Genomic DNA, 22,688 nt, shown 5'->3' with positions numbered 1-22,688 from the left:
GGCGTCCTCTCAGGCCAGCGAGTAGCGGACGGGCAGCCGCTTCAGGCCGCCGACGAACGTGGTCGCGATGCTCTCCGCCGGGCCCGCGAGCTCGATCGAGCCGAGCCGCGGCAGCAGCTCCTCGAAGAAGGCGCGGACCTCGATGCGGGCCAGCGCCGCGCCCAGGCAGTAGTGCACGCCGAACCCGAACGCCAGGTGCTTGTTCGGGTCACGGCCCACGTCGAACGCGAACGGGTCGTCGAACACCTCCTCGTCGCGGTTCGCGGACGGGTAGGACAGCAGCACCGCGTCGCCCTCGCGGATCGTCGTGCCGCGCAGCTCGTAGTCGCGGGTCGCGGTCCGCATGAACTCCTTCACCGGCGTGACCCAGCGGATCATCTCGTCCACCGCGAGCGGCATCAGCTCCGGGTTCTCGGTGAGCCGTTTCCGCTGGTCGGGGTGCTCGATGAGGGCCTGCAGGCCGCCCGCGATCGTCGCGCTGGTCGTGTCGTGCCCGGCCGTCGCGATGATGACGTAGTACGACGCGGTGTCGAAGTCGTTGAGCGGCTCACCGTCGATCCGCGCGTTCGCGATGGCGGACGCGAGGTCGTCGGTCGGATGCTTGCGGCGCTCCTCCGTCAGGCCCTGGAAGTACGCGAAGAAGTCCAGCAGGACCTGCAGCTTCTCCTCGTTCGACTGGCCGCGCTGCAGCTCGTCGTCGTCGCCGCCGAACAGCTCCTGCGTCAGCTTCAGCATCCGGTCGAAGTCGCTCTCCGGCAGGCCGAGCAGCGACAGGATGACGTACAGCGGGAAGTGCACCGCGACCTGCCGCGCGAAGTCGCACTCGCCGCCGAACTCCACCATCCGGTCGACGTACCGCTTCGCCAGCTCCTTCACGCGCGGCTCCAGCGCCCGCATCGCGCGCGGCCGGAACCAGTCCGCGCCGATCGCCCGGACGACCCGGTGGTCGGGGTCGTCCATGTGGATCAGCGTGCGCAGCGCGATGCCCTGCTCGGCGCGCTGCCGGTTCAGCTCGTCGAACTCGGCGGTGCCGAGCAGCGGCCGCGGCGCGTTCAGGAAGATCTCGTGGTTCCGCTCGATCTCCAGCACGTCCGCGTGCTTCGTGATCGCCCAGAAGGGCGTGTAGTCCGGCGCCTCCACCCACCGCACCGGCGCCTCGCGCCGCAGCAGCGCGAGCGCCTCGTGCAGCCGCGCGTCGTCGGCGTACGCCTTCGGATCCGCGAGCGCCCGGCCCGCCTCGTCCACGCTCAGGGTCATGCTGCTCCTTTTGGCACTGCCCTCGGCGTCAGGCCCTGGAGGGCCTTCCTTCAACGGGCATTGCGGCGATCGCTGCATCGCTCCGGCTCGCCCAGGGGCTCGCTGCGCGATCGGATTCTCGCAAGCTCGAATCCGGCTTCGCTCGCGATCGCAACGCTCGGGTGGTTGAAAGTCGAGCTTAGAACGCCGTGGGCGTGACCGTAAGTGCCGGGTTACTCGCGGGCGCCATTAGCCCAGGTCAGTGAAGTCTCCGTGGCGGCCCTGGCCGGCGGTGAATCGTCCGGCGCCTTCGAGGGCGTCCTGCAGGGAGCCTAGGCCGTGGCGGTACTCGACGGCGAGCGCCTCGTCCTCCGGCAGGCCCTCCGCGTCCAGGACGGACATGCGGTCGTTGCGCAGGCACGCCTGCGGGAACCGGGCGAGGTCCGCCGCCAGCTCCTCCGCCGCCTCCCGGGACGTCCCCGGCGGGACGAGCCGGTTCGCGAGGCCGATGTCGAACGCCTCCCGCGCGCCGACCGGACGGCCCGTGAGGATCAGGTCCATGGCGCGGCTCGTCCCAATGAGGCGGGGCAGCCGGAACGTCCCGCCGTCCACCAGCGGCACGCCCCAGCGGCGGCAGTACACGCCGAACGTCGCGTCCTCCTCGACGACCCGCAGGTCGCACCAGAGCGCCAGCTCCATGCCGCCCGCGACCGCGTGCCCCGCGACGGCCGCGATCACCGGCTTCGACAGCCGCATCCGGGTGCAGCCGAGCGGGCCGTCGGCGGGCGGCGCGTCCACCCGCGGGCTCCGCTCGGTGCCGATCGACTTCAGGTCGGCGCCCGCGCAGAACGTCCCGCCCTCGCCCCACAGGACGGCGACGCTCGCGTCCGGGTCGGCGTCGAACGCGCGGAACGCCGCCGCGAGCCCGTCCGCGGTCGCCCCGTCCACGGCGTTGCGCGCCTCCGGACGGGACATGATCACGGTCGTGACGGGCCCGCGGCGCTCGCTCCTTACCTGCATCTCACTCCCCAACGTGGACGAACGCGCCGTCCGCGAGGTCCTTGAAGCGGTCGAGGTCCTCGGCCGGCGCGTCGATCGCCCGCAGCGGGCCCGCGTCGGCGAGGTGCCTGCGAGCATAGAGGCGCGCGACGAGCGCCTTGCGGTCGGCGCCCGAGTCGGCGCGCTCCCAGCCGGCCTGCTCCAGCAGCAGCGCCGCCGCATAGACGTCGGCCATGTACTGCGCGAGCGGGTACAGGCGCGCCTCGGCGGTGGTGCGGTCGAGGCCGCGCCACTTCTCGATCGCCTCGCGGACGTGCCCGATCCGCTCGTTGACGAGGTCGGCCGTGGCGTCGTCGCCGGCGGGCGCGTTCGCGACGGCCTCGGTGAGCCGGTCGAGGAGCGGCTCGTGCGCGTCGTTGCGTTCGATGGCGCGGCGGACGTCCAGGCACAGGATGTTGTCGCCGCCCTCCCAGATCGGGTTGACCTGCGCGTCCCGCAGGATGCGCGCGACCGGCCACTGCTCGATGTAGCCGTTGCCGCCGTGGATCTCGATCGCGTCGCTCGCCGCCGTCACCCCGAGCCGCGCCGCGCGCAGCTTGATGAGCGCGGCGCCGATCCGCAGCCGGGGCCTGCCGAGGTACCCGTCGAACACCAGCGCCTGGACGGCCTCCGTCTCGACGATCATCTCCGCGAGCTTGCGGCGCATCAGCGGCTGCTCGTCCAGCGCCGCCCCGAACGCCTCGCGCGCCCGCGTGTAGCAGAGCGACTCCACCAGCGACCGGCGCGCGCAGCCGAGCCCCATCATCGAGATGCCGAGCCGGGCGCCGTTCGTCAGCTCCATCATCCGGGCGAGGCCCTTGCCGTCCCCGCCCTCGCCCGCGCTCGACGCCGGGGCCAGCAGGAACGCCTCCGCGTCGGTGAACTCGATCTCCGCGGACGCCACCGACCGGGTGCCGAGCTTGTCCTTCAGCCGGCGGATCCGCACCCCGTTGCGCGACCCGTCCCGCCGCTCCCGCAGCACCAGGAACGGCGCGATGCCGCGCACCCCGTCCACCGCGCCCTCCGGCTTCGCGAGGACGACGAACGCCGACCCGTTCGCGTTCGACGCGAACCACTTGAACCCGTTGAGCCGCCACGCGTCGCCGTCCCGCGTCGCCGTCGACTCCAGCGCCCCGAGGTCCGAGCCGCCCGACCGCTCGGTGAGCATCTGCGCGGCCTCGCCGGAGAACGCGCCCGCCGCGAACAGCTCCCGGACGCGCTCCTTCACCTCGTCCGGCGCGAACAGCTCGGTGAGCCCGACGACCATGTCGCCGCCCGTGCCGAGCGCGCACGCCATGCCGATGTCGGCCTGGTCGAGCAGGTAGCTCCAGGCGACGCCGAGGGGCGCCGGGTCCACGCCGTTCGCCTTCGCCTCCGCGATGAAGTCCGGCCTGGTGAACGACGTCGCCACCAGCTCCCGCCGGGACGCCTCGAACGACCCGGGCATCACGACCTCGCTGATGTCGCGGCCCCACCGGTCGTACTTCTCCAGCCGCGGCGGGTTCCGGTCGGTCTCCTCGGCCCACGCGTTCACCGGGCCGCCCATGAGCGCGCCCAGCTCGCGGAGCCGCGGCTCCGCCCAGCCGAAGCCGTCGCCGAGGTGGCGCCGCATCAGGAAGCGCAGCGTCGGGTCGCAGTCGTACCAGTTGAGGCCCGCCGCCCCCTGGTAGCGCTCCGTCGCGTACCGGCGGGCCTTGTCCGCGCCGCCGAACGGGAGCCGGTCGAACGGCTCGGTCAGGTAAGAGGCCATGCCCCGGACATTACGCTTCTTTGTCACGTGATGGAAGACTGTAATCTCACCGGTGTCCGCACCCGGACGCCGCGCCCCGCCGGGCCCGCACCGGATAAAGTCCGCAGCAGCCATGGACACGCTCCAGATCCGCCCCCTCACCGCGCGCTCGGTCGTGCTGAGCACCCTGCTGGGCGTCCACCCGCCCCGCCTCGCCGCCCGGCACCTCGTCCGCGTCGGCGACCTGTTCGGCATCGCCGAGGGCACGATCCGCGTCGCGCTCTCCCGCATGGTCACCTCCGGCGACCTCGTCCAGACCGACGGGAAGTACGCCCTCACCGACCGGCTCCTGCGGCGCCAGGCCCGCCAGGACGAGAGCCGCCGCCCCCGCACCCGCCCCTGGGACGGCACCTGGGAGATCGCCGTCATCACCGCCGAGCGCCGCCCCGCCGCCGACCGCGCCGCCCTCCGCCAGGCCATGTCCGCGCTCCGCCTCGCCGAACTGCGCGAGGGCACCTGGCTGCGCCCCGCCAACCTCGACCGGCCCCGCACCGAGACCGTCGTCCGCCAGTGCACCTTCCTCGAAGGCCGCCCCGAGCAGGACCCCGCCGTCCTCGCCCGGACGCTCTGGGACCTCGACGGCTGGGCCGCCACCGCCGAGGCGCTCCGCGCGTCCCTCACCGGCGCCGGCACCATCGCCGAGCGCTTCACCCTCGCCGCCGCGGCCCTCCGCCACCTCCTCCACGACCCGATCCTGCCGCCGGAACTCCTCCCGCCCGGCTGGCCCGGCGACGCCCTCCGCACCGGCTACGAACGCTTCGAGACCGACTTCGCCCGCCTCCTCACCAGCGAACTCCAGCCCTGAACCCCGCTCACGGCGCCGCGAGCACCCGGAACCCCGCGTCGACCGGGATGCGCGCGCCCGCCACCGCGGGCAGCGACCCGTCCACCACCGCGGCGATCACCGCCGCCACGTCGTCCGGCTCCACCATCCGCCCCAGCACCGACCGTCCGGCGAGCGCCTCCTCGATCTCCGGCGTCCGCGCGGCCGACGACCCCTCGGTGCGCACCGCGGCCGGCGCGACCACGTTGACCGCCACCGGGCTCGCCTCCGCCGCCACGTGCCGGGCGAACGCGTCCAGCGCCGCCTTCGCCGTCGTGTGCGCGCCGGTCATCGGCCGCGTGAGGTCGGCGCTCAGGCTCGACACGTAGACGATCCGCCCCTGCGCCGGCATGTCCGGCAGCACGGCCTGGGTCACGTGGTACGCGGCGGCGAGCTCGCCCTCCACCTTCCCGATGAACGCCTCCCACGGCAGCGACCGCACCGGCCCGAACGACGGGTCGATGTTCGCGTTGCACACCAGCGCCGTGACCGGCCCGCACGCCGCCACGAGCGCCGCCACCTCGGCCGGGTCGCGGACGTCGGCGCGGATCGCCGTCCCGCCCGTCTCCGCGGCGACGGCCTCCGCCGACGCCTCGTCCCGGAAGTAGTTGACGACCACGCGGTATCCGCGGCGGGCGAGTCTCCTTGCGGTGGCGGCGCCGATGCCACGGCCCCCACCGGTCACGAGCGCGACTGGTTCCATGCCGGCCACGCTAGGAGACAGGGCTAACCTTTCGAAAGTACGTACCTATAGGTAAGCCCATGCCGCGAGAGTTGGTGCCCTGATGGACGACGTCTTCCGCCGCGACTGCCCCGCCCGTGTCGTCCTCGACCACGTGACCCGCCGGTGGGGCATCCTCGTCCTCACCGCGCTGGACTCCTCCGACCTGCGCTTCTACGAGCTCCGCGACCGCATCGAGGGCGTCAGCGAGAAGATGCTGTCGCAGACCCTGCGCACCCTCGTCCGCGACGGCCTCGTCCTGCGCACGGTGGAGCCGACCGTCCCGCCCTCGGTCACCTACGCCCTCACCCCGCTCGGCCGCGGCATCACCGTCCCCCTCCGCGGCCTGACCGGCTGGATCCGCGAGCACGCCGCCGAGATCATCACCGCCCAGCACGCCTACGACACCGCGTCCCACTCGAACGTCACCGCCACCCCCTAACCTCCTCCCGACCTGGGCGACTCGGAGTTCGAGGCTGGCCGGGAGGCGCTGGAAGGGCGGGAGCGGTACCTGTTCCAGTTCTGGCTCGAAGAGCCCGTGGCCCGGCTCGTCGACTGGTCCGTGCTGAAGACGGACGGCGCGTTCCAGCGGCTCGGCCTCGTCGGCGCGGCGCCCGGGTCGGCGCCCGGGTCCCTGGAGGAGGCGGAGCGGCTGTGCGACGAGGAGGGCGTCGTGGTGAGCGTCGACCCGGCACGGTGGCAGGCGGTGCGCGTGTCCCTCTGGGACGGGCCGCCGCCGGTTCCGGAGCGGGATCACGGCGTCGTGGACGGTGGCCGGCCGCGTACCTCCGGGCCGTTGGCACTGTTCCGGCTCGACGGGAGGATCGCGCGCCTATGGCCGGTCGAGCTCGGCACGGCGCCCGGGGCGTACCGGGTGCGGGTGGTCGAGGCGGCGGGGCAGGCCTTCGTCCAGGTGTGGCCGGACGGGCGTCAGTAGCCGGCGGGGAATCGGTCCTTACCGAGGAGGCGGCGGCGGGTTTGGGGGGCGGGGGGCGGGCACATGATCTTCCGTGGCGACGGTGCCTGGGAGGTGGCTGCATGCCTTCGGTCCTGGACGGGATGGTCCGGCGGAAGCCGATCGAGCAGATCGAGGACGAGCCGGGGAGCGCGGGCCTGACCCGGACGCTCGGGCTGTGGCAGCTGACCGCGATCGGGGTCGGCGGCATCATCGGCGCGGGGATCTTCTCGCTGGCCGGGGCGGTCGCCAACGAGAAGGCCGGGCCGGCGGTGCTGATCTCGTTCCTGGTCGCGGGGGTGGCGAGCGCGGCGGCGGCGTTCTCGTACGCGGAGTTCGCCGGGCTGATCCCGAAGGCGGGGTCGGCGTACACGTACGGGTACGCGGTGCTCGGCGAGTTCACCGGGTGGGCGATCGGCTGGGACCTGCTGCTGGAGTACACCGCGATCGTGGCGGTGGTCGCGATCGGGATATCCGGCTACTTCGACGACCTGCTCGGGTTCATGCACGTCCACCTGCCGCTGTGGATGAGCGGGGCGCCGGGCACCGAGCCGAAGGGCGTGGCGGACGGCAGCTACAAGGTCAACCTGTTCGCGGCGCTGCTGTGCCTGCTGATCGCGTGGGTGCTGAACCTCGGGATGCGGAACGCGGCGCGGTTCGAGACGGCGCTGGTGTACCTGAAGGTCGGGATCGTCCTGCTGGTGATCGTGGTCGGCGTCTTCAAGATCCGGAGCGGGAACTACTCGCCGTTCTTCCCGTTCGGGCTGTCCGGCGCGTTCACCGGGGCCGCGACGGTGTTCTTCGCCGTGTTCGGCTACGACGCGATGAGCACCGCGGCGGAGGAGTCGCAGGAGGCGCGCAAGCACATGCCGAAGGCGATCATCTACTCGCTGGCGATCTCGATGGTGCTGTACGTCGCGGCCTGCCTGGTGCTGACCGGGATGGTCGACTACCGGGACATCAACCCGGACGCGGCGTTCTCCTCGGCGTTCAAGTCGGTCGGTCTGAACACGGTCGGGATCATCATCGCGGTCGGCGCGATCCTCGGCGTCCTGACGGTGCTGTTCACGTTCATGATGGGCGCGACGCGGGTGTGGTTCTCGATGAGCCGGGACGGGCTGCTGCCCGGCTGGTTCGCCCGCACGCACCCGGTGCGGCACGTGCCGACGCGGATCACCTGGATCCTCGGCGCCGCGTCCGCGGTGATCGCGGGGTTCCTGCCGATCGCGGAGGCGGCGGAGCTCACCAACATCGGGATCCTGCTGGCGTTCATCGTGGTGTGCGTCGCGGTGATCGTGCTGCGCTACCGGCGGCCCGAGCTGCCGCGGGAGTTCCGGACGCCGGGGATGCCGGCCGTCCCGGCCGTCGGGATCGTGTTCTCGGTCTGGCTCATCACGTTCCTGGAATGGCAGACGTGGGTGCGGTTCGCGGTGTGGTTCCTGGTCGGCTGCGTCATCTACTTCGCCTACAGCCGCCGGCACTCGCTGCTCAACCGGAAGTGACGGCCAGCTTGGACATCTCGGTGCGCATCGGCTCGGCGATCGGGACCGGGCGGCGGGTCTCGCGGTCGACGAAGACGTGCACGAAGTGGCCCTCGGCGATGAGCGCGTCGTCGGACGCCCGGTACATGCCGATCTCCCAGCGGACGCTGGAGGTGCCGAGCTTGCCGATCCGCAGGCCGAGCCGGATCGTGTCCGGGAACGACACCTCGGCCTTGTACTGGCAGTGCGACTCCACGCACAGGGCGATCGACGGCGCGTCGAGCGGCGCGAACCCCGCCTTGCCGATCATCCACTCGTTGATGGCGGTGTCCATCAGCGAGTAGTGCACGGCGTTGTTGACGTGGCCGTAGACGTCGTTGTCCTTCCAGCGCGTCGGCACGCTCACCTGGTGCGGGTAGTCGCTCATCACGCGCGCCAGTCTATGTACCCGCTGGTAACACGCGGCACGGCGCCCTCCAGGCCGCAAGGAAAGGGTTCTGAGCACGATCCCGGCCTGGAGAGCGCCGTGGTCCCGGCGCCCGCGGCGCCTACGCCGCTCGGGCCTTGTCGAAGCGGGCCTTGACGTCCGTCCAGTTCACGAGCGACCAGAGCTTCTCGACGTAGTCCGGACGCACGTTCCGGTACTGCAGGTAGTACGCGTGCTCCCACGCGTCGAAGACCAGCAGCGGCGTGGTGTTCATGCCCACGTTCCCGTGGTGGTCGTAGACCTGTTCGACAACGAGGCGCTTCCCGAGCGGCTCCCACGCGAGCACGCCCCATCCGGACCCCTGGACGGTGGATGTCGCGGTCGTCAGCTGCTTGCGGAAAGCGTCGAACGTCCCGAAGTGCTCGTCGATCGCGGCGGCCAGTTCGCCGTCCGGGCGGTCGCCGCCGTCCGGCGACAGGTTGTCCCAGAAGATCGAGTGCAGGACGTGCCCGGACAGGTTGAACGCGAACGTCTTCTCCAGGCCGACCAGCCCGCCGAACTGCTCCTTGCCGCGCGCCTCGGCGAGTCTCTCCAGCGTGTCGTTGGCGCCCTTGACGTAGGCGGCGTGGTGCTTGGAGTGGTGCAGTTCGAGGATCTCCCCGGTGATCGCGGGCTCCAGCGCGGCGTAGTCGTACGGCAGGTCGGGCAGCGTGTAGTCAGCCATGCCGCCACTATTGCAAATGATTCGCAGTTACGTCCAGCACGCAACAAGCGCGCCGCCCGACCCGCCGCGCGATCAGCGCGAGGTCGCCTCCTCGAGGTCGGCGATCACTTCGGAGGCCGTGACCGGGTCCAGCTCGCCGAAGCGGTACGGCCCGCCTTCGGGGCTGAGATGGGAGAAGTGCTCGGGAGCCGGGTCGGCGCCGATCCAGACCGCCTCGAACGTCTGGTCCCCCGAGGCGCGCACGTCCCCCGCATAGAGGCCCGTCGCCAGCGTGACGACGACGTACCGCCGGTCCGCGACGGGGCGGACCATGCAGTCGATCCCGCCGTCGGAGTCGACCGGGCCCCGGTGCCAGCCGCGCCGCTCCAGCCCGAGGACGTTCCCGAACGGGACGGTCGCCTTCTCGAACCGGGCCAGCCGCCCGCCCGCCTTCTCCTCCTCGGTGAGGGCGTGCACGACCCGTCCGAGCTGCGGGAACGGCTGCGTGATCTCGTAGTCGGCGAAGACTCCGGACCAGTCGTCCAGCGCGTCCGCGAGGTGCAGGGGGTGGGCGATGCCGATGGCGGCGCCGTCCGGCAGCGTGACGGCGGTGTCGGTGACGTCCGCGCAGGTGCGGTCCTCGGCGAGGCGGAACGCGGTCGCCGTGCCGCCGTGCTCCGCGAGCCAGACGAGGCGCCGGGCGATGTGCCACACCAGCGGGTGCCGGACGAAGAACGCGGTGAACTCGTCCGGCGTCCACCGGCGGCCCGTCGTCATCGCCAGTTCCAGGCGGCGGAGCTGAAGGCCCGCGATCGCGCGGACGTCCTTCTTCAGGTCCATGTACCGCCGGTGGGCGGCGGGGGCCAGCGCGGGGTCGTCCCGCACGCCGGGCTTGGGCGGGTCCGCCCGCCATCCGCCGTTCTCGTCGAGGACGTACGGGCGCAGCGTCTCGTCGAAGCCGGCGGCGAACCGCCGCGGCCCGTAGTCGAGGACGAGCGTGCCGGCCGCGTCCAGGCCGAAGTCGGGGACCAGCCGGTCGCCGAGCTGCTCCGGGGTGAGGCCGCGAGCCGCCGCGATCTCCTCGATCTTCTCCTGCGCGCGCTGCTTGAGCCCCTTGTATCGGGCCTTCTGGGAGATGGCGTGGAGCTCGCGCAGGGCGAGGTCCGTCCCGATCCGGGCGAGGACGTCGAGCCCGCGCACCGCGTGATGGTGGCCGCCCTCCCCCGGCCAGGCGCGGATCAGGGGCACCAGCGCGCGCACCACCTCGTCGTCGCCGAGCAGGCCGAGGACGGTGAAGCGCCATGCGTCCTTCGGCGCCGCGCCGTCCTCCCGCCAGCCGCGGAACAGCGCCCAGCCGAACGCGGCGAGCGACCGCTCGTCGCACGCGTCGAGGACGCCGTCGAGCCCGGGTTCCGGCTCGCCCGACGCCGACATCGCCAGCAACGTGAGCAGGTGCCGGACGGCCGGGACGGGCAGCGCCCGCTCGCCGCCCCGCAGCAGCACCTGGGGAAGCGCCTCGGCGTTCACTCCGGTGGCCTCCGGGACCTTCTTCCGGGGAACCAGGTCTTCCGGGTCGCCGGACAGCACCGACTTCACGGCGGCGACGGCCTGCTCGCCGTGCGGGCGCGCGGCGTCGACCACCGCGTCCTCGCCCTCGCCGCCCGCGACGAAGTGGAGCGCGTACTCGGCGGCGGTGCGCGCCCGTCCGGCCTTGCCGAGGGCCGCGGGGAGCAGGTAGGGCAGCGCCGCCCGGCCGTGCCGGGCGAACCAGGCGGACGCCGGCTCGCGGGCCCCGGCGACGCGCAGCAGCCAGCCGGGCATCGCCTCGGCGACCTCGGCGTCCAGGAACGGCAGCAGCAGCCCGGCGCCGCGCGCCGGGCGGGCGCGGGCGAAGCTCAGCGCGACCGGGAGCGCGTCGAGGCCGAAGCGGGCGATGATCGGCCGGAGCCAGTGGTCCGGGCTCCACGCGTTGCGCGTGCCGAGCCCCCGCTGGTTCCAGTCGGCGGGCCGCCACTCGCGCAGCGCCGGGCGGACCAGCTCCTCCGGCCCCTTCGCCAGCATCGCGCCCTGCCAGTAGAGCTCCCGCTCGACCGGGTGCAGCACCACGCCCGCGCGGATGTTCGCGATCCGCTTCTCCCAGGTCGGGTCCACCGCGGCCGTCGGCCGGACGGCGTGGATCGTCACGCCGCCCCCGCCGGGATCGGCGATCGGCGTGGCCAGCCAGGCGTCGCGTTCGCCGGGCTCCCACACGACGTCCTGCCGCTCGGGGACGGCGAGCCCCTTCACGACCACCGGCTTGCGTTTCGGCTGCGTGCGGGCCCACGGCGGATCGATCAGGAGGCGGGGCAGGTCGCCGGCCGAGGCCTCGGGGACCCGGCCGTCCGCCGCGGTCAGCTTCTCCACGACCGCGCGCGCCTCCGCCGGGAGGTCGGGCGGGACGGGCACGGCGCCGCTGCGCAGATGGTCGGCCAGCAGTTCCCCGGCCGTGGCATCGCCCGCGGCCGCAGCCGTCGCCAGGACGCGGACCGCGCGCACCGGGAACCGCCGCATCGTGTCGCGCAGCGCGGCGCGCATGTGCGTGTTCCCGCAGCGCGCCAGCATGAGCCGGAACGCCTCGTCGCTCGGCAGCCGGCCCAGCGCCTCCAGCAGCCCCTTGCGGCGCGGCGCGCTGTCGTGGTGGTGGTCGAACGCCTCGGCCATGAACGGCGCGATGGCGGGACCCACGCCCTCGGCCAGGGTGACGAGGTTCGCTATGGAGTAGCAGTCGGAGACCGAGATGCGCGCGGCGGCGCCCAGGATCTTCAGGTGCTCGGGCGACCCCAGGGACCGCAGCAGCAGCTCCCTCGGCACCGTGTGCTCCGGGAGGGCGCAGCACTCGGCGACCCAGTCCAGCTCGGTCGGGACGAGGTAGGCGGCGATCATCCGGCGCATCGGCGTCGTGCGCAGCCCCGCGAGCACCTCGACCGCCTCGCGGTACGCGGCTTCGTCGGCGCCGGCCAGCACCGTCCGGAGCCGCTTGGCGGCGTCCCCGAGCTGGTACTCGTTGAAGCTCGGGGCGTCCAGCGCGACCACACCGCCCCTGCCGGTGCCGTAGGCGCTGCCGGACGCGACGCCGACCCGCTCGACGAAGGCCCGGACGGCGAACGGCAGCCCGTACGTCGTGATCCAGGCGTCCAGGAACCGGACGGTCGCCTCGCCCGAATGGGTCTCCGACTCCGGGACGACGGCGACCACCGCGGCGCCCAGCGGATCGGCCTTGCCCGCGAGATGCTCCCGCGCCGCCGCCGCGAGGGCCGGGTCGGTCCTGGCGTGGCTCAGCGCCGTCTCGATCGCAGCCGTGTAAGGGGCGACGATCTCCGCCTCGGGCGTCCCGGAGATCTCGGTCTTCGGCCCGGGGTGGCCGCCGCGCCGGGGATGCAGGTGCCGCCTCCAGGACCGCGGGACCTCCAGGACGTCCTCATCGGGCGGCGGAGGGCTCTTCTTGATCATGCTCGGACACCGTAGTGGAGGGTCCCGACATCCCCCGCCGGTTCAGATTTCGCGGGCGTCCCCCGGCGCGAGGAGCGCCATCTCCAGGCCGGTCAGGCCGTTCAGCATCGCGGCGACCGAGTTCTGCCCCAGCTCGCTGAGCATCAGCTCGTGGATCTGCAGCAGGCGCGCCGGCCGGACGCCCCGGACGAAGTCGACGGCCTCGCCGACCTTCGTCCACGGCCCGCTGGTCGGCAGCAGCAGCGTGTCGACCGGGACGTCGGGCACGTGGTAGGCGTCGCCCGGGTGGTAGACCCGGCCGTCGATCAGGTAGCCGGTGTTGTCGACGATCGGGATGTCGGAGTGGATCACCGCGTGCCGCTCGCCGTGCACGGTCACCGCGAACTCCCCGATGTGCAGCGCGTCGCCGGACGCGACGGCCCGCACCCGCCCGCCGTGCTCTCCCAGCTTGCCGCGCACCGAGGCGGGACCGTAGACGTGCAGGTCGGGACGCTTGTCGAGGGCGGCGCCGAGCAGGGCGTCGTCGAAGTGGTCGAAGTGCTCGTGCGTGATCAGGACGGCGTCCGCGGCGGCGACGGCGGCCTCCGCGTCCGGGGTGAACTTCCCGGGGTCGATGACGATCGTGGTGCCGTCCTTCTCCAGGACGACGCAGGCGTGGGCGTGCTTGGTCAGCTGCATCGGCGGCCTTCCTTCCATCAGCTGCTCGGGAGCTCATACAGCAAAGGTGTACAGCTTCAACTGTACACCTTTGCTGTATAGACTGGCTCGGACGCCGCATCCCCGAAGCCCGGAGGCCGCCATGCCGGACCACGAGCACCTCGCCGAGCGCCTGCGCACGTCCATCGGCGCGCTGGTCCGCATCACCCGGTCCCAGGCCGACGCGCTCGCCCCGCCGGTCGCGCAGACGCTCGGCCTCCTCGACCGCGACGGCGAGGCGAGCATCGCCTCGCTCGCGCAGCGGCGCCGCGTCCGGCACCAGAGCCAGAGCCGGACGGTCAAGGACCTCGAAGACCTCGGCTACGTCCACCGGCGCCACGACCCGCACGACGGCCGGGGCCGCGTCATCGCGATCACGCCCGAGGGCCGCGCCGCCCTCGACCGCGACCGCCGCGCCCGCCGCGACTGGCTGGCCGCCGCCATCGCCACGACCCTCACCCCCGCCGAACAGGACGTCCTCGCCGAACTCCCCGCCCTCCTGGACCGCCTGACCGCCCACGCCGCCGACACCGCCGAGCCGCGCTGACCTGGTGGTCGCCCGAGGTCAGCCGCGGGATGCGCCGGCGGCCGTGTCGCGGAGCAGTTCCAGCACGCGCCGCAGGTCGGGGCGCTTGCCGGTGCCCGCACGGCTGACGGTGTAGATCGTCCGGGAGACGGGCTGGGCCAGGGGATGGAGGCTGACGGCCCCGACCGTCTCCGGCAACGCCATGCGCGGGACCAGCGCGGCACCCGCACCCGCCGCGACCAGGGCGGTCAGCACGGCGAAATCGCTGCCGCAGGCACGGATGTCCGGGACGAAGCCGGCGGTACCGCAGGCTCGCTGGATCATCTCGTGGCAGGACGTCTCCGGCCCGGGCGCCAGCCACGGCACGCCCGCCAGGCGCGAGAGGTCCGCGGGCTGCCCGGTCGTCAGGTGCAGCGCGTCGGCCTGGGCGGGGTGCAAGGCGAGCAGCACCGGCTCCTCCATCAGGACGGCCTGCTCGCACGCCGCGGGGAAGTCGCGCGGCAGCACGGTGTAGCTGTGTACCAGAGCGAGGTCGGTGGAGCGCTTCCGCAGCTGGTCGAGGGCTTCATCGGGCTCCACGACGGACAGCCGCAACGAGGGGGCCTGCGAGGCGTCCGCGTCGGCCAGCCGCCGCCACAGGGGCGCGATGAGAGCGCGGGCGGCGGAGGGGAAGGCCGCGATCCGGACGATGCCCTGCCTGCCGGTCTGCAGGGCGGCCAGCCCCGACTCGGCCGCCGCCAGCTCCGCCAGGATGATCTCCGCATGGGCCACCAGCAGCTCTCCGGCCGCGGTCAGCCGCAGCGTGCGCCCGGCCTTCTCCACCACGGGCGTGCCCGCTTCCTTCTGCAGGGCGGCGAGATGCTGCGAGACCGCCGGCGGCGTCAGATGCAGGGCCTCGGCGGTGGCGGCGACGGTGCCGTAGGCGGCCAGGTGCTGGAGGATCCGCAGACGGCGTACGTCGAGCACGGACGGGCTCCTTACGTGGATCGCTCGAATCGGGCTGGTGACTCCAAGTGTGTCCCGGCGGCCTCGGGCGCGTCGCCGTCCGTTGCGTCGCTGTCCGGGGCGTCGCCGCCCGTTGCGTCGTCGGGGTCCGGAGCCGCCCCGCTCCGGTGGATGAGGATCACGCCCGCCGCGCTGACCGCACCGCCCGCCAGTTCGATCGGGTGGGGCACCTCGCCGAGCCAGACGAAGGAGACGACCAGCGCCACCGGCGGCACCAGGTACAGGGCCGCCGTGGAGGCCGCGAGCGGCAGGCGGGCGACGGCGTAGGCCCAGATCACGAAGCCGAGCGCGGACGGCAACAGGCCCAGGTAGACGGCGGAGCCCAGCGCGTCCGCCGGCGCGTGGACGGCCGCGGGCCACGCGGCGGGGAGCAGGGGCAGCGCGAAGACGGTTCCCGCGACCATCGCGTAAGTGGCGACCTCCAGGCCGGTGTAGCGGCGGAGCAGCGGCTTGGTCGCGAAGTGGTACGTCCCTTGGACGACGGCGGCGCCCAGGACGATGAGCGCCGAGACGGTGAACCCGCCGGCGCCCTCGGCCAGGCCGACCATGGCCGCGCCGGCGAGCGCGACGACGCTGCCGACGACGACGGTGCGGGTCAGCCGCTCCTTGAGGACCAGGCTGCCCAGCAGGACGCTGAACACGGGGGCGGTCGCGATCAGCAGGCTCGCGGTCCCGGCCTCCACCCGGACCTCGCCCCAGTTGAGCAGCGCCTGGTAGGCGGTGACGCCGGTGGCTCCGCACAGGGCGATCATCGGCAGGTCGCGGCGCCGGGGCGCGCGCACCTTGGCCAGCGGCGCCACCGCGCACAGCGCTATGGCCGCGACCACGATCCTCAGGAACGACAGGGCCGCCACGCCGAGGCCGTCGATGCCGACCCGGATGGCGGGGAAGGCCGAGGCCCACAGCACGACGGTGCCCGCCAGGGCGAGAACGTGAGCGGAACCGAAGCGGGAGAGCATGCCGCCAACGTCCCGCACCCCACAGCAAAGATCCAGTTACTTTTCATTGCGTAAAGGCTTAGCCGTACTTACGCATCGGAGAGCGCTGCTCCGGAGCGGGCCATGGCGGCGAGCCTCTCCAGCGCGGACCGCGTGGGCCCTTCCTCGGGGGCGGTGAGGGTGACGAACTGGTGGTCGGGCGTCCCCGGCAGGACCATGCCGATGTAGTCGAGGGACAGCCGGCCGACCACCGGATGCCGGTACTCCTTGCGGCCCATGCCCGGCCCCTTCACGTCCTGCCGGTCCCACCAGGTGCCGAAGTGCGGGGTCCGGAACAGCTCGCGGACCAGCGCCCGCGTCGCCGGGTCGTCCGGGTCGCGGCCGGTGGCGGTCCGCAGCTGCGCGATGCCGTGCCGGGCCACCTCCTCCCACTCCACGTAGAACGTGCGGGCGCGCGGGTCGCAGAGCGCGTACCGCAGCATGTTGCGGCGCGCCGGGGGCGCCTCCGCCAGGTGCGGCATGAGCGCGGCGGCCGTCCGGTTCCAGGCCAGCACGTCCAGCCGCGGGTTGATCACGTACGCCGCGACGGGATCGATCGCGTCCAGCAGCCGTCGCACCGACGGGTCGACCGGGCCGTCCGCCGCCCCGCCCGGGGCCGCGTGCGCTCCGGCGGAGGGCGGTGACGGCAGGGACAGCGCCAGCCGGTAGAGGTGGTCGCGCTCGTCGTCGTTGAGGACGAGCGCCCGGGCGAGCCCGTCCAGCACCGACGGCGAGGGGCGGATGCCGCGGCCCTGCTCCAGCCGCATGTAGTAGTCGGGGCTGATCCCGGCCAGCAGCGCCACCTCCGCGCGGCGCAGGCCGGGGGCGCGGCGCCGCCCGCCGTCGGGCAGGCCCACGGACGAGGGTTTGATGCGGTCGCGCCGGGAGCGCAGGAAGTCCGCCATCTCGCGTGTCGCCATGGCCTCCAGTGTGCCCGGAGGGTGGCCCTCCGGGTCCTAGCCATCGGCGGGCACTGGTCGTCGCGGCGGGCCCGAGGCAGGGTGAAGGCGTATCCCTGAGAGACGAGAGGTGGCTCACCAGTGCGCTATCGCACCCTTGGAACGGGCGGCCCGCGGGTGTCGGCGGTGGGGTTCGGCGCCATGACCCTGGCGCCGGTGTACGGCGGCGTCGAGGAGGGCGACGCCGCCGCCGACGCGCTCCTCGCCGCGCTGGACGCCGGTGTCACGTTCGTCGACACCGCCGACATCTACGGCGCCGGGTCCAGCGAGACCCTGATCGGCCGCATGCTGGAGAAGCGGCGGGACGAGTACGTCCTGGCGACCAAGTTCGGCGGGAACCAGGACGCGAACGGGATCCTCGTGCCCGGCATGGGGCGGCCCGAGTACGTCCGGAAGGCCCTGGACGCCAGCCTGTCGCGGCTCCGGACCGACCACGTCGACCTGTACTACCTGCACCGGCTCGACCCCTCGACCCCGATCGAGGAGACGGCCGGCGCGCTGGGCGACCTCGTCCGGGCCGGGAAGATCGGCGGGTACGGGCTGTCGGAGGTGTCGGCGCGGACGCTGCGCCGCGCGCACGCCGTCCACCCCGTGACCGCGCTCCAGACCGAGTACTCGCCGTTCCAGCGGGCGCCCGAGAAGGAGCTGATCCCGGCGTGCGCGGAGCTGGGCGTCGCGTTCGTCGCCTACAGCCCGCTCGGGCGCGGGCTCCTCGGCGGCCAGGTCCGCGGGTTCGACGACCTGGAGGCGGGCGACTGGCGGCGCGGCAACCCGCGCTTCCAGGCCGGCAACGTGGAACGGAACGTCTCCCTCGCGGACCGGGTGGCGACGCTCGCCGCCGAGCAGGGCGTCACGACGGCGCAGCTGGTGCTGGCCTGGCTGATCGAGCGGGGCGCGCTGCCGATCCCGGGGACCCGCAAGGCCGCGAACGCCCGCGCCAACGCCGCCGCCGGCGACCTGGCGCTGGACGCGTCCGTCTTCGCGCGGCTGGAGGAGATCGTCCCGCCGGACGCGGCGGCGGGCGCCCAGGGCAACGAGTCCTACCTCGCCAACCTCGACACCTGACCCGCACCCGACGGCCCGCCCCAGGCCGGGGCGGGCCGTCGGCACGATCAGTGGCGCCGCGGGCCGCCGCGCAGGCGCGAGAGAAGGTTGCGGGCCTTCTCCTGGTTGCGCGGGTCGTTGATGAACCGCTCCGCCTTCGCGCGCGCCTTCTGCGCCTGCGGGCTGCGGGCGAGCTGCTCCGCCTTGGCGCGGGCCTTCTGCCCCTGCGGACCGTGCGCGAACTGCTCCGCCTTGGCCCGCGCCTTCTGCCCCTGGGGGCTCTGGGCGAACTGCTCCGCCTTCGCCCGGGCCTTCTGCCCCTGCGGTCCCCGGACGAACTTCATGATCCGGTCGATGAGAGAAGCCACGTTCTTCCTCCTCGGCCTAGCTTCTCCCAGTTCAACGCGCGCCCCGGCCGGAAAGTTCGTCAGAACGCCTCGTCGAACGCCACCTCGCCCCCGACCCCGATCTGGTACGCCGAGACGCGGCGCTCGAAGAAGTTCGACAGCTCCTGGACGTCCTGCAGCTCCATGAACGCGAACGGGTTCGCCGTCCCGTTCCGGACGGGCAGGCCGAGCCGGGCGAGCCGCTGGTCGGCGACGTACTCCAGGTAGGCGCGCATGTCGCCGGCGCTCATCCCGGGCAGGCCGTCGCCGCACAGGTCGCGGGCGAACGCCAGCTCCACCTCGACGGCCTCCTCCAGCATCGTGGTGACCTGCGCGGTCAGCTCCGCGTCGAACAGCTCCGGCTCCTCCGCCCGGACGGTGTCGACGACGGAGAACGCGAACTCCATGTGCATGCTCTCGTCCCGGAAAACCCAGTTGGTTCCGGACGCGAGGCCGTTCAGCAGGCCGCGGGACCGCAGCCAGTACACGTAGGCGAACGCGCCGTAGAAGAACAGGCCCTCGATGCACGCCGCGAAGCAGATCAGGTTGAGCAGGAACGCGCGCCGGTCAGCGGCGGTGCGCAGCTCGTCCAGCGACCCGAGCGAGTCGATCCACCGGAAGCAGAACTCCGCCTTCGCGCGGATGGACGGGATGTGCTCGATCGCCGCGAACGCCCGGGCCCGCTCGTCCTGGTCGGGCAGGTAGGTGTCGAGGAGCGTCAGGTAGAACTGGACGTGCACGGCCTCCTCGAACAGCTGCCGCGACAGGTACAGCCGGGCCTCCGGCGCGTTGACGTGCTTGTACAGGTTGAGGACGAGGTTGTTCGCCACGATCGAGTCGCCGGTGGCGAAGAACGCGACGAGCCGGTTCACCAGGTGCAGCTCCGCCGGCGTGAGGCGGGCGAGGTCCGCGAGGTCGGAGGCGAGGTCCACCTCCTCGACCGTCCAGGTGTTGCGGATCGCGGCGCGGTAGCGCTCGTAGAAGTCGGGGTAGCGCATGGGCCGCAGGGTCAGGTCCATGCCGGGGTCCAACAACGCCATGCGGTGTTCTCCGGTTCGCGGTTCTCGGGCTCGCGCGCTCACTGGCACGCCTCGCAGGTCTCGGGGTTCTCCAGGGAGCAGACCGTCGCGGCGACGGTCGTCTGCGCGATCCGCGTGGCGGGCCGGGAGCGCAGGTAGTAGGTGGTCTTGAGGCCCTTGCGCCACGCGTAGGCGTACATCGAGGACAGCTTCCCGATCGTCGGGGTCTCCATGAACAGGTTCAGGGAGTGCGACTGGTCGATGTACGGGGTGCGGGCGGCGGCGAGGTCGATGAGGGCCTTCTGCGGCAGCTCCCAGGCCGTCCGGTACAGCTCGCGCATCTCCTCGGGCAGGTCGACGAGGCCCTGGATCGAGCCGTTCGCGCGCTTGATCGCCTCGCGGACGGCGTCGTTCCACAGCCCGAGCGACTTCAGGTCCTCGACGAGGTACCCGTTGATCTGCAGGAACTCGCCGGACAGCGTCTCGCGCTTGAACAGGTTGGACACCTGCGGCTCGATGCACTCGTAGCAGCCGGCGATGGACGCGATCGTGGCGGTCGGCGCGATCGCGATCAGCAGCGAGTTGCGCAGGCCGACCTCGGCGATGCGGGCGCGGAGCGCGTCCCATTCGGCGGGACGGGCCGGCGCGGCGTCCGGGAAGTGGTCGAGGTGCAGCTGCCCGCGCGCGGTGCGGGTCTCGGCGTAGGCGGGGAGCGGGCCGTGCGCCTCGGCGAGGTCGGCGGACGCGGCGTACGCGGCGAGCGCGATCTCCTCGGCGATCCGGGTGGACAGCTCGCGGGCCTCGGCGGAGTCGAACGGGAGCCGCAGCGTGAAGAACACGTCCGCGAGCCCCATCACGCCGAGCCCGACGGGACGCCATTTCCGGTTGGCCGTTTCCGCCTCGGGCGTCGGGTAGAAGCCGCGGTCGATGGTGCGGTCCAGGAACCGGACGGCGGTGCGGACGGTCGCGCGGAGCCGGTCCCAGTCGATCCCGGACGGCGCCACGTGCGCCGCCAGGTTCACCGACCCGAGGTTGCACACGGCCGCCTCGTTGTCCCCGGTGACCTCCAGGATCTCGGTGCACAGGTTCGACAGGTGGACGGTCCGGCCCGGCTCGGCGGTCTGGTTGCAGGCGCGGTTCGCGGCGTCCTTGAAGGTCATCCACCCGTTGCCGGTCTCCGCGAGCGTGCGCATCATCCGCCCGTAGAGCTTGCGGGCCGGGACCTGCCGGACGTACCGCCCCTCCTTTTCGGCCGCCCGGTACGCCTGGTCGAAAGCGTCGCCCCAGAGGTCGGTGAGCTCCGGAACCTCCTTCGGGTCGAACAGCGACCACGTCCCGTCCGCCTCGACGCGGCGCATGAACTCGTCCGGGATCCAGTTCGCCAGGTTCAGGTTGTGGGTGCGGCGCGCGTCCTCGCCGGTGTTGTCGCGCAGTTCGAGGAACTCCTCGACGTCGGCGTGCCACGGCTCCAGGTACACGCACGCGGCGCCCTTGCGGCGGCCGCCCTGGTTGACGGCGGCGACGGACGCGTCCAGCGTGCGCAGCCACGGGACGATCCCGTTCGAGTGCCCGTTCGTCCCGCGGATCAGCGACCCCCGCGACCGGACCCGCGTCCAGGAGATCCCGATCCCGCCCGCGTACTTGCTGAGCCGCGCGACCTGCCCGTACCGCTCGTAGATCGCCTCCAGCTCGTCGCGCGGCGAGTCCAGCAGGAAGCACGACGACAGCTGCGGGCGGCGCGCCGCCGAGTTGAACAGCGTCGGCGAGCTGGGCAGGTACGACAGCGTGCTGAGCAGCCCGTACAGCTCGGCCGCCTCCTCCACGCCGTCGGACAGGCCGACCGCGACCCGCAGGAAGAAGTGCTGCGGGCGCTCCAGGGGGAGCCGGGTGCGCGGGTGCCGCAGCAGGTACCGGTCGTAGAGGGTGCGCAGGCCGAAGTAGCCGAACCGGTCGTCCGCCTCCTCGTCGATCAGGGCGTCCAGGGCGGCGGCGTTGGCCGCGACGAACGCGGCCGGGCCGTCCGCGAGGAGGCCCTCGGCGTGCGCGGCGGCGACGGACTCCGCGAAGCTCCGGACGCCCGCCTCGGCGGTCTCGTCGCGGATCCGGCCGGCCAGCAGCCGCGCGGCGACCCGCGAGTACCCCGGCTCCGCCGCGACCAGCGCGGCGGCCTCCCCGATCGCCAGGTCCCGCAGGTCCGCGGCGCTCGCGCCGTCCCCCGCGCGGACCGCGCCGAGCACCCGTTCCGGCGCGGTCCCCTCGATGCCGGCACAGGCCGCCGCGACGTCGGCGGCGATCCCCGGCGCCGCCGGCGCCTGCATGGTGACTGTCACGTTCTCTCCCTCGTGAGCCGGCCTCGCGAGGGCATGCGAACGGGCGCGACGGCATGCTGCCGCGCACCGTCCCCCGGCTCACCCGCGAAGCCTCGGACGTACGGCGTGCATGGCAGGTCTTCGGACTCGCGGGCGCCGCGCCTCCCTCCGGAGGCACGACCTACTGGCCGTCGCTTCCCGATCCGGTCGCCCGGTTCAGTGCCTGTGACGGCGGTCGTTCCCGCTCACCGCTGCGGGGCAGTCCCGGACTCGCACCGGGTTCCCTCTTGCGACGCCCCCGCCGCGAGCGGCGGGGGCGAACCAGCACGGGATTGAACCCTACATCTTGTTGATCCTCATTGCGCAACCCCAACATGTAGGGCGCGTCGGGATCGGATCCCGGGGGTCGGATGCGGCCGCCCGGACGGAGGTGGGACGATGTCCCCGTCATGTCCCCGCGTCCCAGGCAGCCGGTCTTCCGCACCGCGCGCGCGGTCGTCTTCGCGACCGTGTGCGTCACGCTGGCGACCCTCGGCCACGACCTCGCCTCGCACGACCCCGTGCCCGGCTGGGCGGTGCTCGCCGGGTTCGGCGCGGTCCTCGCGGTCACCCTGGCCCTCGCCGGCCACGAGCGCTCCCTCCCGACGATCATGGGCGGGCTGCTCGGCGGCCAGTTCGCGCTGCACACGCTGTTCGCGAGCGCGACCGAGGGCATGCGCGACTGCGACACCACCGCGCATGCGGAACACGCCGCCGCGACGCCCGCGATGCACGGCTCCGGCACCTCCATGACCCTCGCGCACGTCGCCGCCGCCATCGCGGCCGCCTGGTGGCTGCGGCGCGGCGAGCGGGCCGCGTGGTCCCTCGCGCGGCGCCTCGCGTCCGCCGCCGACCGGCCGATCCGGCTGCTGCTCGCGCTGCTGCTGATCGAACCCGCGGAGCGCCCGGCGCGTACCCCCGTGGTGCCGGTGGCGGCCGGCGCGCTCGACACGGGACGCGCGCTCCGGCACCAGGTCGTCCGGCGGGGACCCCCGCCGCGTTCGAGGGCGCTCGCCCGCCTCTGAGGCGAGCGCCGTACGTCACCGGCCGCCGGACCCCCGGCGCC

General features: G+C 73.2%; 21 protein-coding genes and 1 riboswitch. Of the genes, 7 read left to right on the top strand and 14 right to left on the bottom strand.

The genetic code is table 11. The annotated features are described in order from the left end of the window. Positions 1-9: 9 nt before the first annotated feature. The 3 genes from F9B16_RS14095 to F9B16_RS14085 all read right to left on the bottom strand — a co-directional run bounded on the left by F9B16_RS14095 (position 10) and on the right by F9B16_RS14085 (position 4,024). On the bottom strand, positions 10-1,257 hold the full coding sequence (locus F9B16_RS14095; protein ID WP_151540492.1) for a cytochrome P450: 1,248 nt from the start codon (positions 1,255-1,257) through the stop codon (positions 10-12). Positions 1,258-1,485: 228 nt separating this feature from the next. Beyond that, entirely contained in the window at positions 1,486-2,256 is a 771-nt protein-coding gene (locus F9B16_RS14090) for a crotonase/enoyl-CoA hydratase family protein (RefSeq protein ID WP_151540491.1), read from the bottom strand. A gap of 1 nt (position 2,257) precedes the next feature. Next, on the bottom strand, positions 2,258-4,024 hold the full coding sequence (locus tag F9B16_RS14085; RefSeq protein WP_151540490.1) for an acyl-CoA dehydrogenase family protein: 1,767 nt from the start codon (positions 4,022-4,024) through the stop codon (positions 2,258-2,260). 112 nt (positions 4,025-4,136) lie between these two features. Here F9B16_RS14085 and F9B16_RS14080 point away from each other — a divergent pair, with 112 nt between their 5' ends. Next, positions 4,137-4,868, top strand: a complete 732-nt coding sequence (locus F9B16_RS14080; protein WP_151540489.1) for a PaaX family transcriptional regulator C-terminal domain-containing protein — start codon at positions 4,137-4,139, stop codon at positions 4,866-4,868. A gap of 7 nt (positions 4,869-4,875) precedes the next feature. Here the strand turns inward: F9B16_RS14080 and F9B16_RS14075 are convergent, their stop codons facing one another. Then, a complete protein-coding gene (locus F9B16_RS14075; RefSeq protein WP_151540488.1) occupies positions 4,876-5,589 on the bottom strand; it encodes an SDR family oxidoreductase in 714 nt (237 codons plus the stop codon). An 82-nt stretch (positions 5,590-5,671) separates the two neighbouring features. On the opposite strand from F9B16_RS14075, the gene F9B16_RS14070 reads away from it, so the two are divergent. The 3 genes from F9B16_RS14070 (at position 5,672) to F9B16_RS14060 (ending at position 8,064) form a co-directional block, all read left to right on the top strand. After that, complete coding sequence (locus F9B16_RS14070; protein WP_151540487.1) at positions 5,672-6,049, top strand: winged helix-turn-helix transcriptional regulator; 378 nt, start codon at positions 5,672-5,674, stop codon at positions 6,047-6,049. A 96-nt stretch (positions 6,050-6,145) separates the two neighbouring features. Further along, entirely contained in the window at positions 6,146-6,544 is a 399-nt protein-coding gene (locus F9B16_RS14065; protein WP_151540486.1) for a hypothetical protein, read from the top strand. Between the two features lie 101 nt (positions 6,545-6,645). Further along, positions 6,646-8,064: an amino acid permease gene (locus F9B16_RS14060; protein WP_151540485.1), complete on the top strand. Its 1,419-nt coding sequence runs from the start codon at positions 6,646-6,648 to the stop codon at positions 8,062-8,064. On the opposite strand, the gene F9B16_RS14055 is transcribed toward F9B16_RS14060, so the two are convergent. From F9B16_RS14055 to F9B16_RS14040, 4 genes are all read right to left on the bottom strand, one after another. Next, on the bottom strand, positions 8,051-8,470 hold the full coding sequence (locus F9B16_RS14055; protein ID WP_151540520.1) for an acyl-CoA thioesterase: 420 nt from the start codon (positions 8,468-8,470) through the stop codon (positions 8,051-8,053). The two genes, F9B16_RS14060 and F9B16_RS14055, sit on opposite strands and share 14 nt — an antisense overlap. Positions 8,471-8,591: 121 nt before the next feature. Continuing rightward, the gene (locus F9B16_RS14050; RefSeq protein ID WP_151540484.1) at positions 8,592-9,194 is read right to left on the bottom strand and encodes a superoxide dismutase; all 603 of its coding nucleotides are present in this window, start codon (positions 9,192-9,194) and stop codon (positions 8,592-8,594) included. 72 nt (positions 9,195-9,266) lie between these two features. Beyond that, positions 9,267-12,662, bottom strand: coding sequence for a DUF4132 domain-containing protein (locus F9B16_RS14045; protein WP_151540483.1), 3,396 nt, complete (start codon positions 12,660-12,662; stop codon positions 9,267-9,269). Between the two features lie 42 nt (positions 12,663-12,704). After that, positions 12,705-13,340, bottom strand: coding sequence for an MBL fold metallo-hydrolase (locus tag F9B16_RS14040; RefSeq protein WP_151540482.1), 636 nt, complete (start codon positions 13,338-13,340; stop codon positions 12,705-12,707). Positions 13,341-13,461: 121 nt separating this feature from the next. On the opposite strand from F9B16_RS14040, the gene F9B16_RS14035 reads away from it, so the two are divergent. Further along, positions 13,462-13,905, top strand: a complete 444-nt coding sequence (locus F9B16_RS14035; RefSeq protein ID WP_151540481.1) for a MarR family winged helix-turn-helix transcriptional regulator — start codon at positions 13,462-13,464, stop codon at positions 13,903-13,905. Positions 13,906-13,923: 18 nt separating this feature from the next. On the opposite strand, the gene F9B16_RS14030 is transcribed toward F9B16_RS14035, so the two are convergent. From F9B16_RS14030 to F9B16_RS14020, 3 genes are all read right to left on the bottom strand, one after another. After that, entirely contained in the window at positions 13,924-14,850 is a 927-nt protein-coding gene (locus tag F9B16_RS14030; protein ID WP_151540480.1) for a LysR family transcriptional regulator, read from the bottom strand. Positions 14,851-14,861: 11 nt separating this feature from the next. Beyond that, positions 14,862-15,848, bottom strand: a complete 987-nt coding sequence (locus F9B16_RS14025) for a DMT family transporter (protein WP_151540479.1) — start codon at positions 15,846-15,848, stop codon at positions 14,862-14,864. A gap of 68 nt (positions 15,849-15,916) precedes the next feature. Then, positions 15,917-16,786 carry a helix-turn-helix transcriptional regulator gene (locus tag F9B16_RS14020; protein ID WP_151540478.1) on the bottom strand — a complete coding sequence of 290 codons (870 nt, stop codon included), beginning with the start codon at positions 16,784-16,786 and terminating at the stop codon, positions 15,917-15,919. A gap of 120 nt (positions 16,787-16,906) precedes the next feature. Between F9B16_RS14020 and F9B16_RS14015 the strand changes: the two genes are divergently transcribed. After that, positions 16,907-17,890: an aldo/keto reductase gene (locus tag F9B16_RS14015; RefSeq protein ID WP_192808781.1), complete on the top strand. Its 984-nt coding sequence runs from the start codon at positions 16,907-16,909 to the stop codon at positions 17,888-17,890. Between the two features lie 47 nt (positions 17,891-17,937). Here the strand turns inward: F9B16_RS14015 and F9B16_RS14010 are convergent, their stop codons facing one another. The 3 genes from F9B16_RS14010 to F9B16_RS14000 are packed head-to-tail and all read right to left on the bottom strand — an operon-like array spanning position 17,938 to position 21,604. Beyond that, positions 17,938-18,237 carry a hypothetical protein gene (locus tag F9B16_RS14010; protein ID WP_151540477.1) on the bottom strand — a complete coding sequence of 100 codons (300 nt, stop codon included), beginning with the start codon at positions 18,235-18,237 and terminating at the stop codon, positions 17,938-17,940. A gap of 59 nt (positions 18,238-18,296) precedes the next feature. Then, complete coding sequence (locus F9B16_RS14005; RefSeq protein WP_151540476.1) at positions 18,297-19,295, bottom strand: ribonucleotide-diphosphate reductase subunit beta; 999 nt, start codon at positions 19,293-19,295, stop codon at positions 18,297-18,299. A gap of 38 nt (positions 19,296-19,333) precedes the next feature. Continuing rightward, a complete protein-coding gene (locus tag F9B16_RS14000; protein WP_225991614.1) occupies positions 19,334-21,604 on the bottom strand; it encodes a ribonucleoside-diphosphate reductase subunit alpha in 2,271 nt (756 codons plus the stop codon). A 93-nt stretch (positions 21,605-21,697) separates the two neighbouring features. Beyond that, positions 21,698-21,924, bottom strand: a riboswitch (cobalamin riboswitch). 108 nt (positions 21,925-22,032) lie between these two features. Between F9B16_RS14000 and F9B16_RS13995 the strand changes: the two genes are divergently transcribed. Further along, complete coding sequence (locus tag F9B16_RS13995) at positions 22,033-22,647, top strand: hypothetical protein (RefSeq protein ID WP_151540475.1); 615 nt, start codon at positions 22,033-22,035, stop codon at positions 22,645-22,647. The last annotated feature ends 41 nt before the right edge of the window (positions 22,648-22,688 follow it).

The organism is Actinomadura montaniterrae, assembly GCF_008923365.1.
Lineage (GTDB): Bacteria > Actinomycetota > Actinomycetes > Streptosporangiales > Streptosporangiaceae > Spirillospora > Spirillospora montaniterrae.
This window is presented reverse-complemented; position numbering and strand designations above follow the sequence as displayed.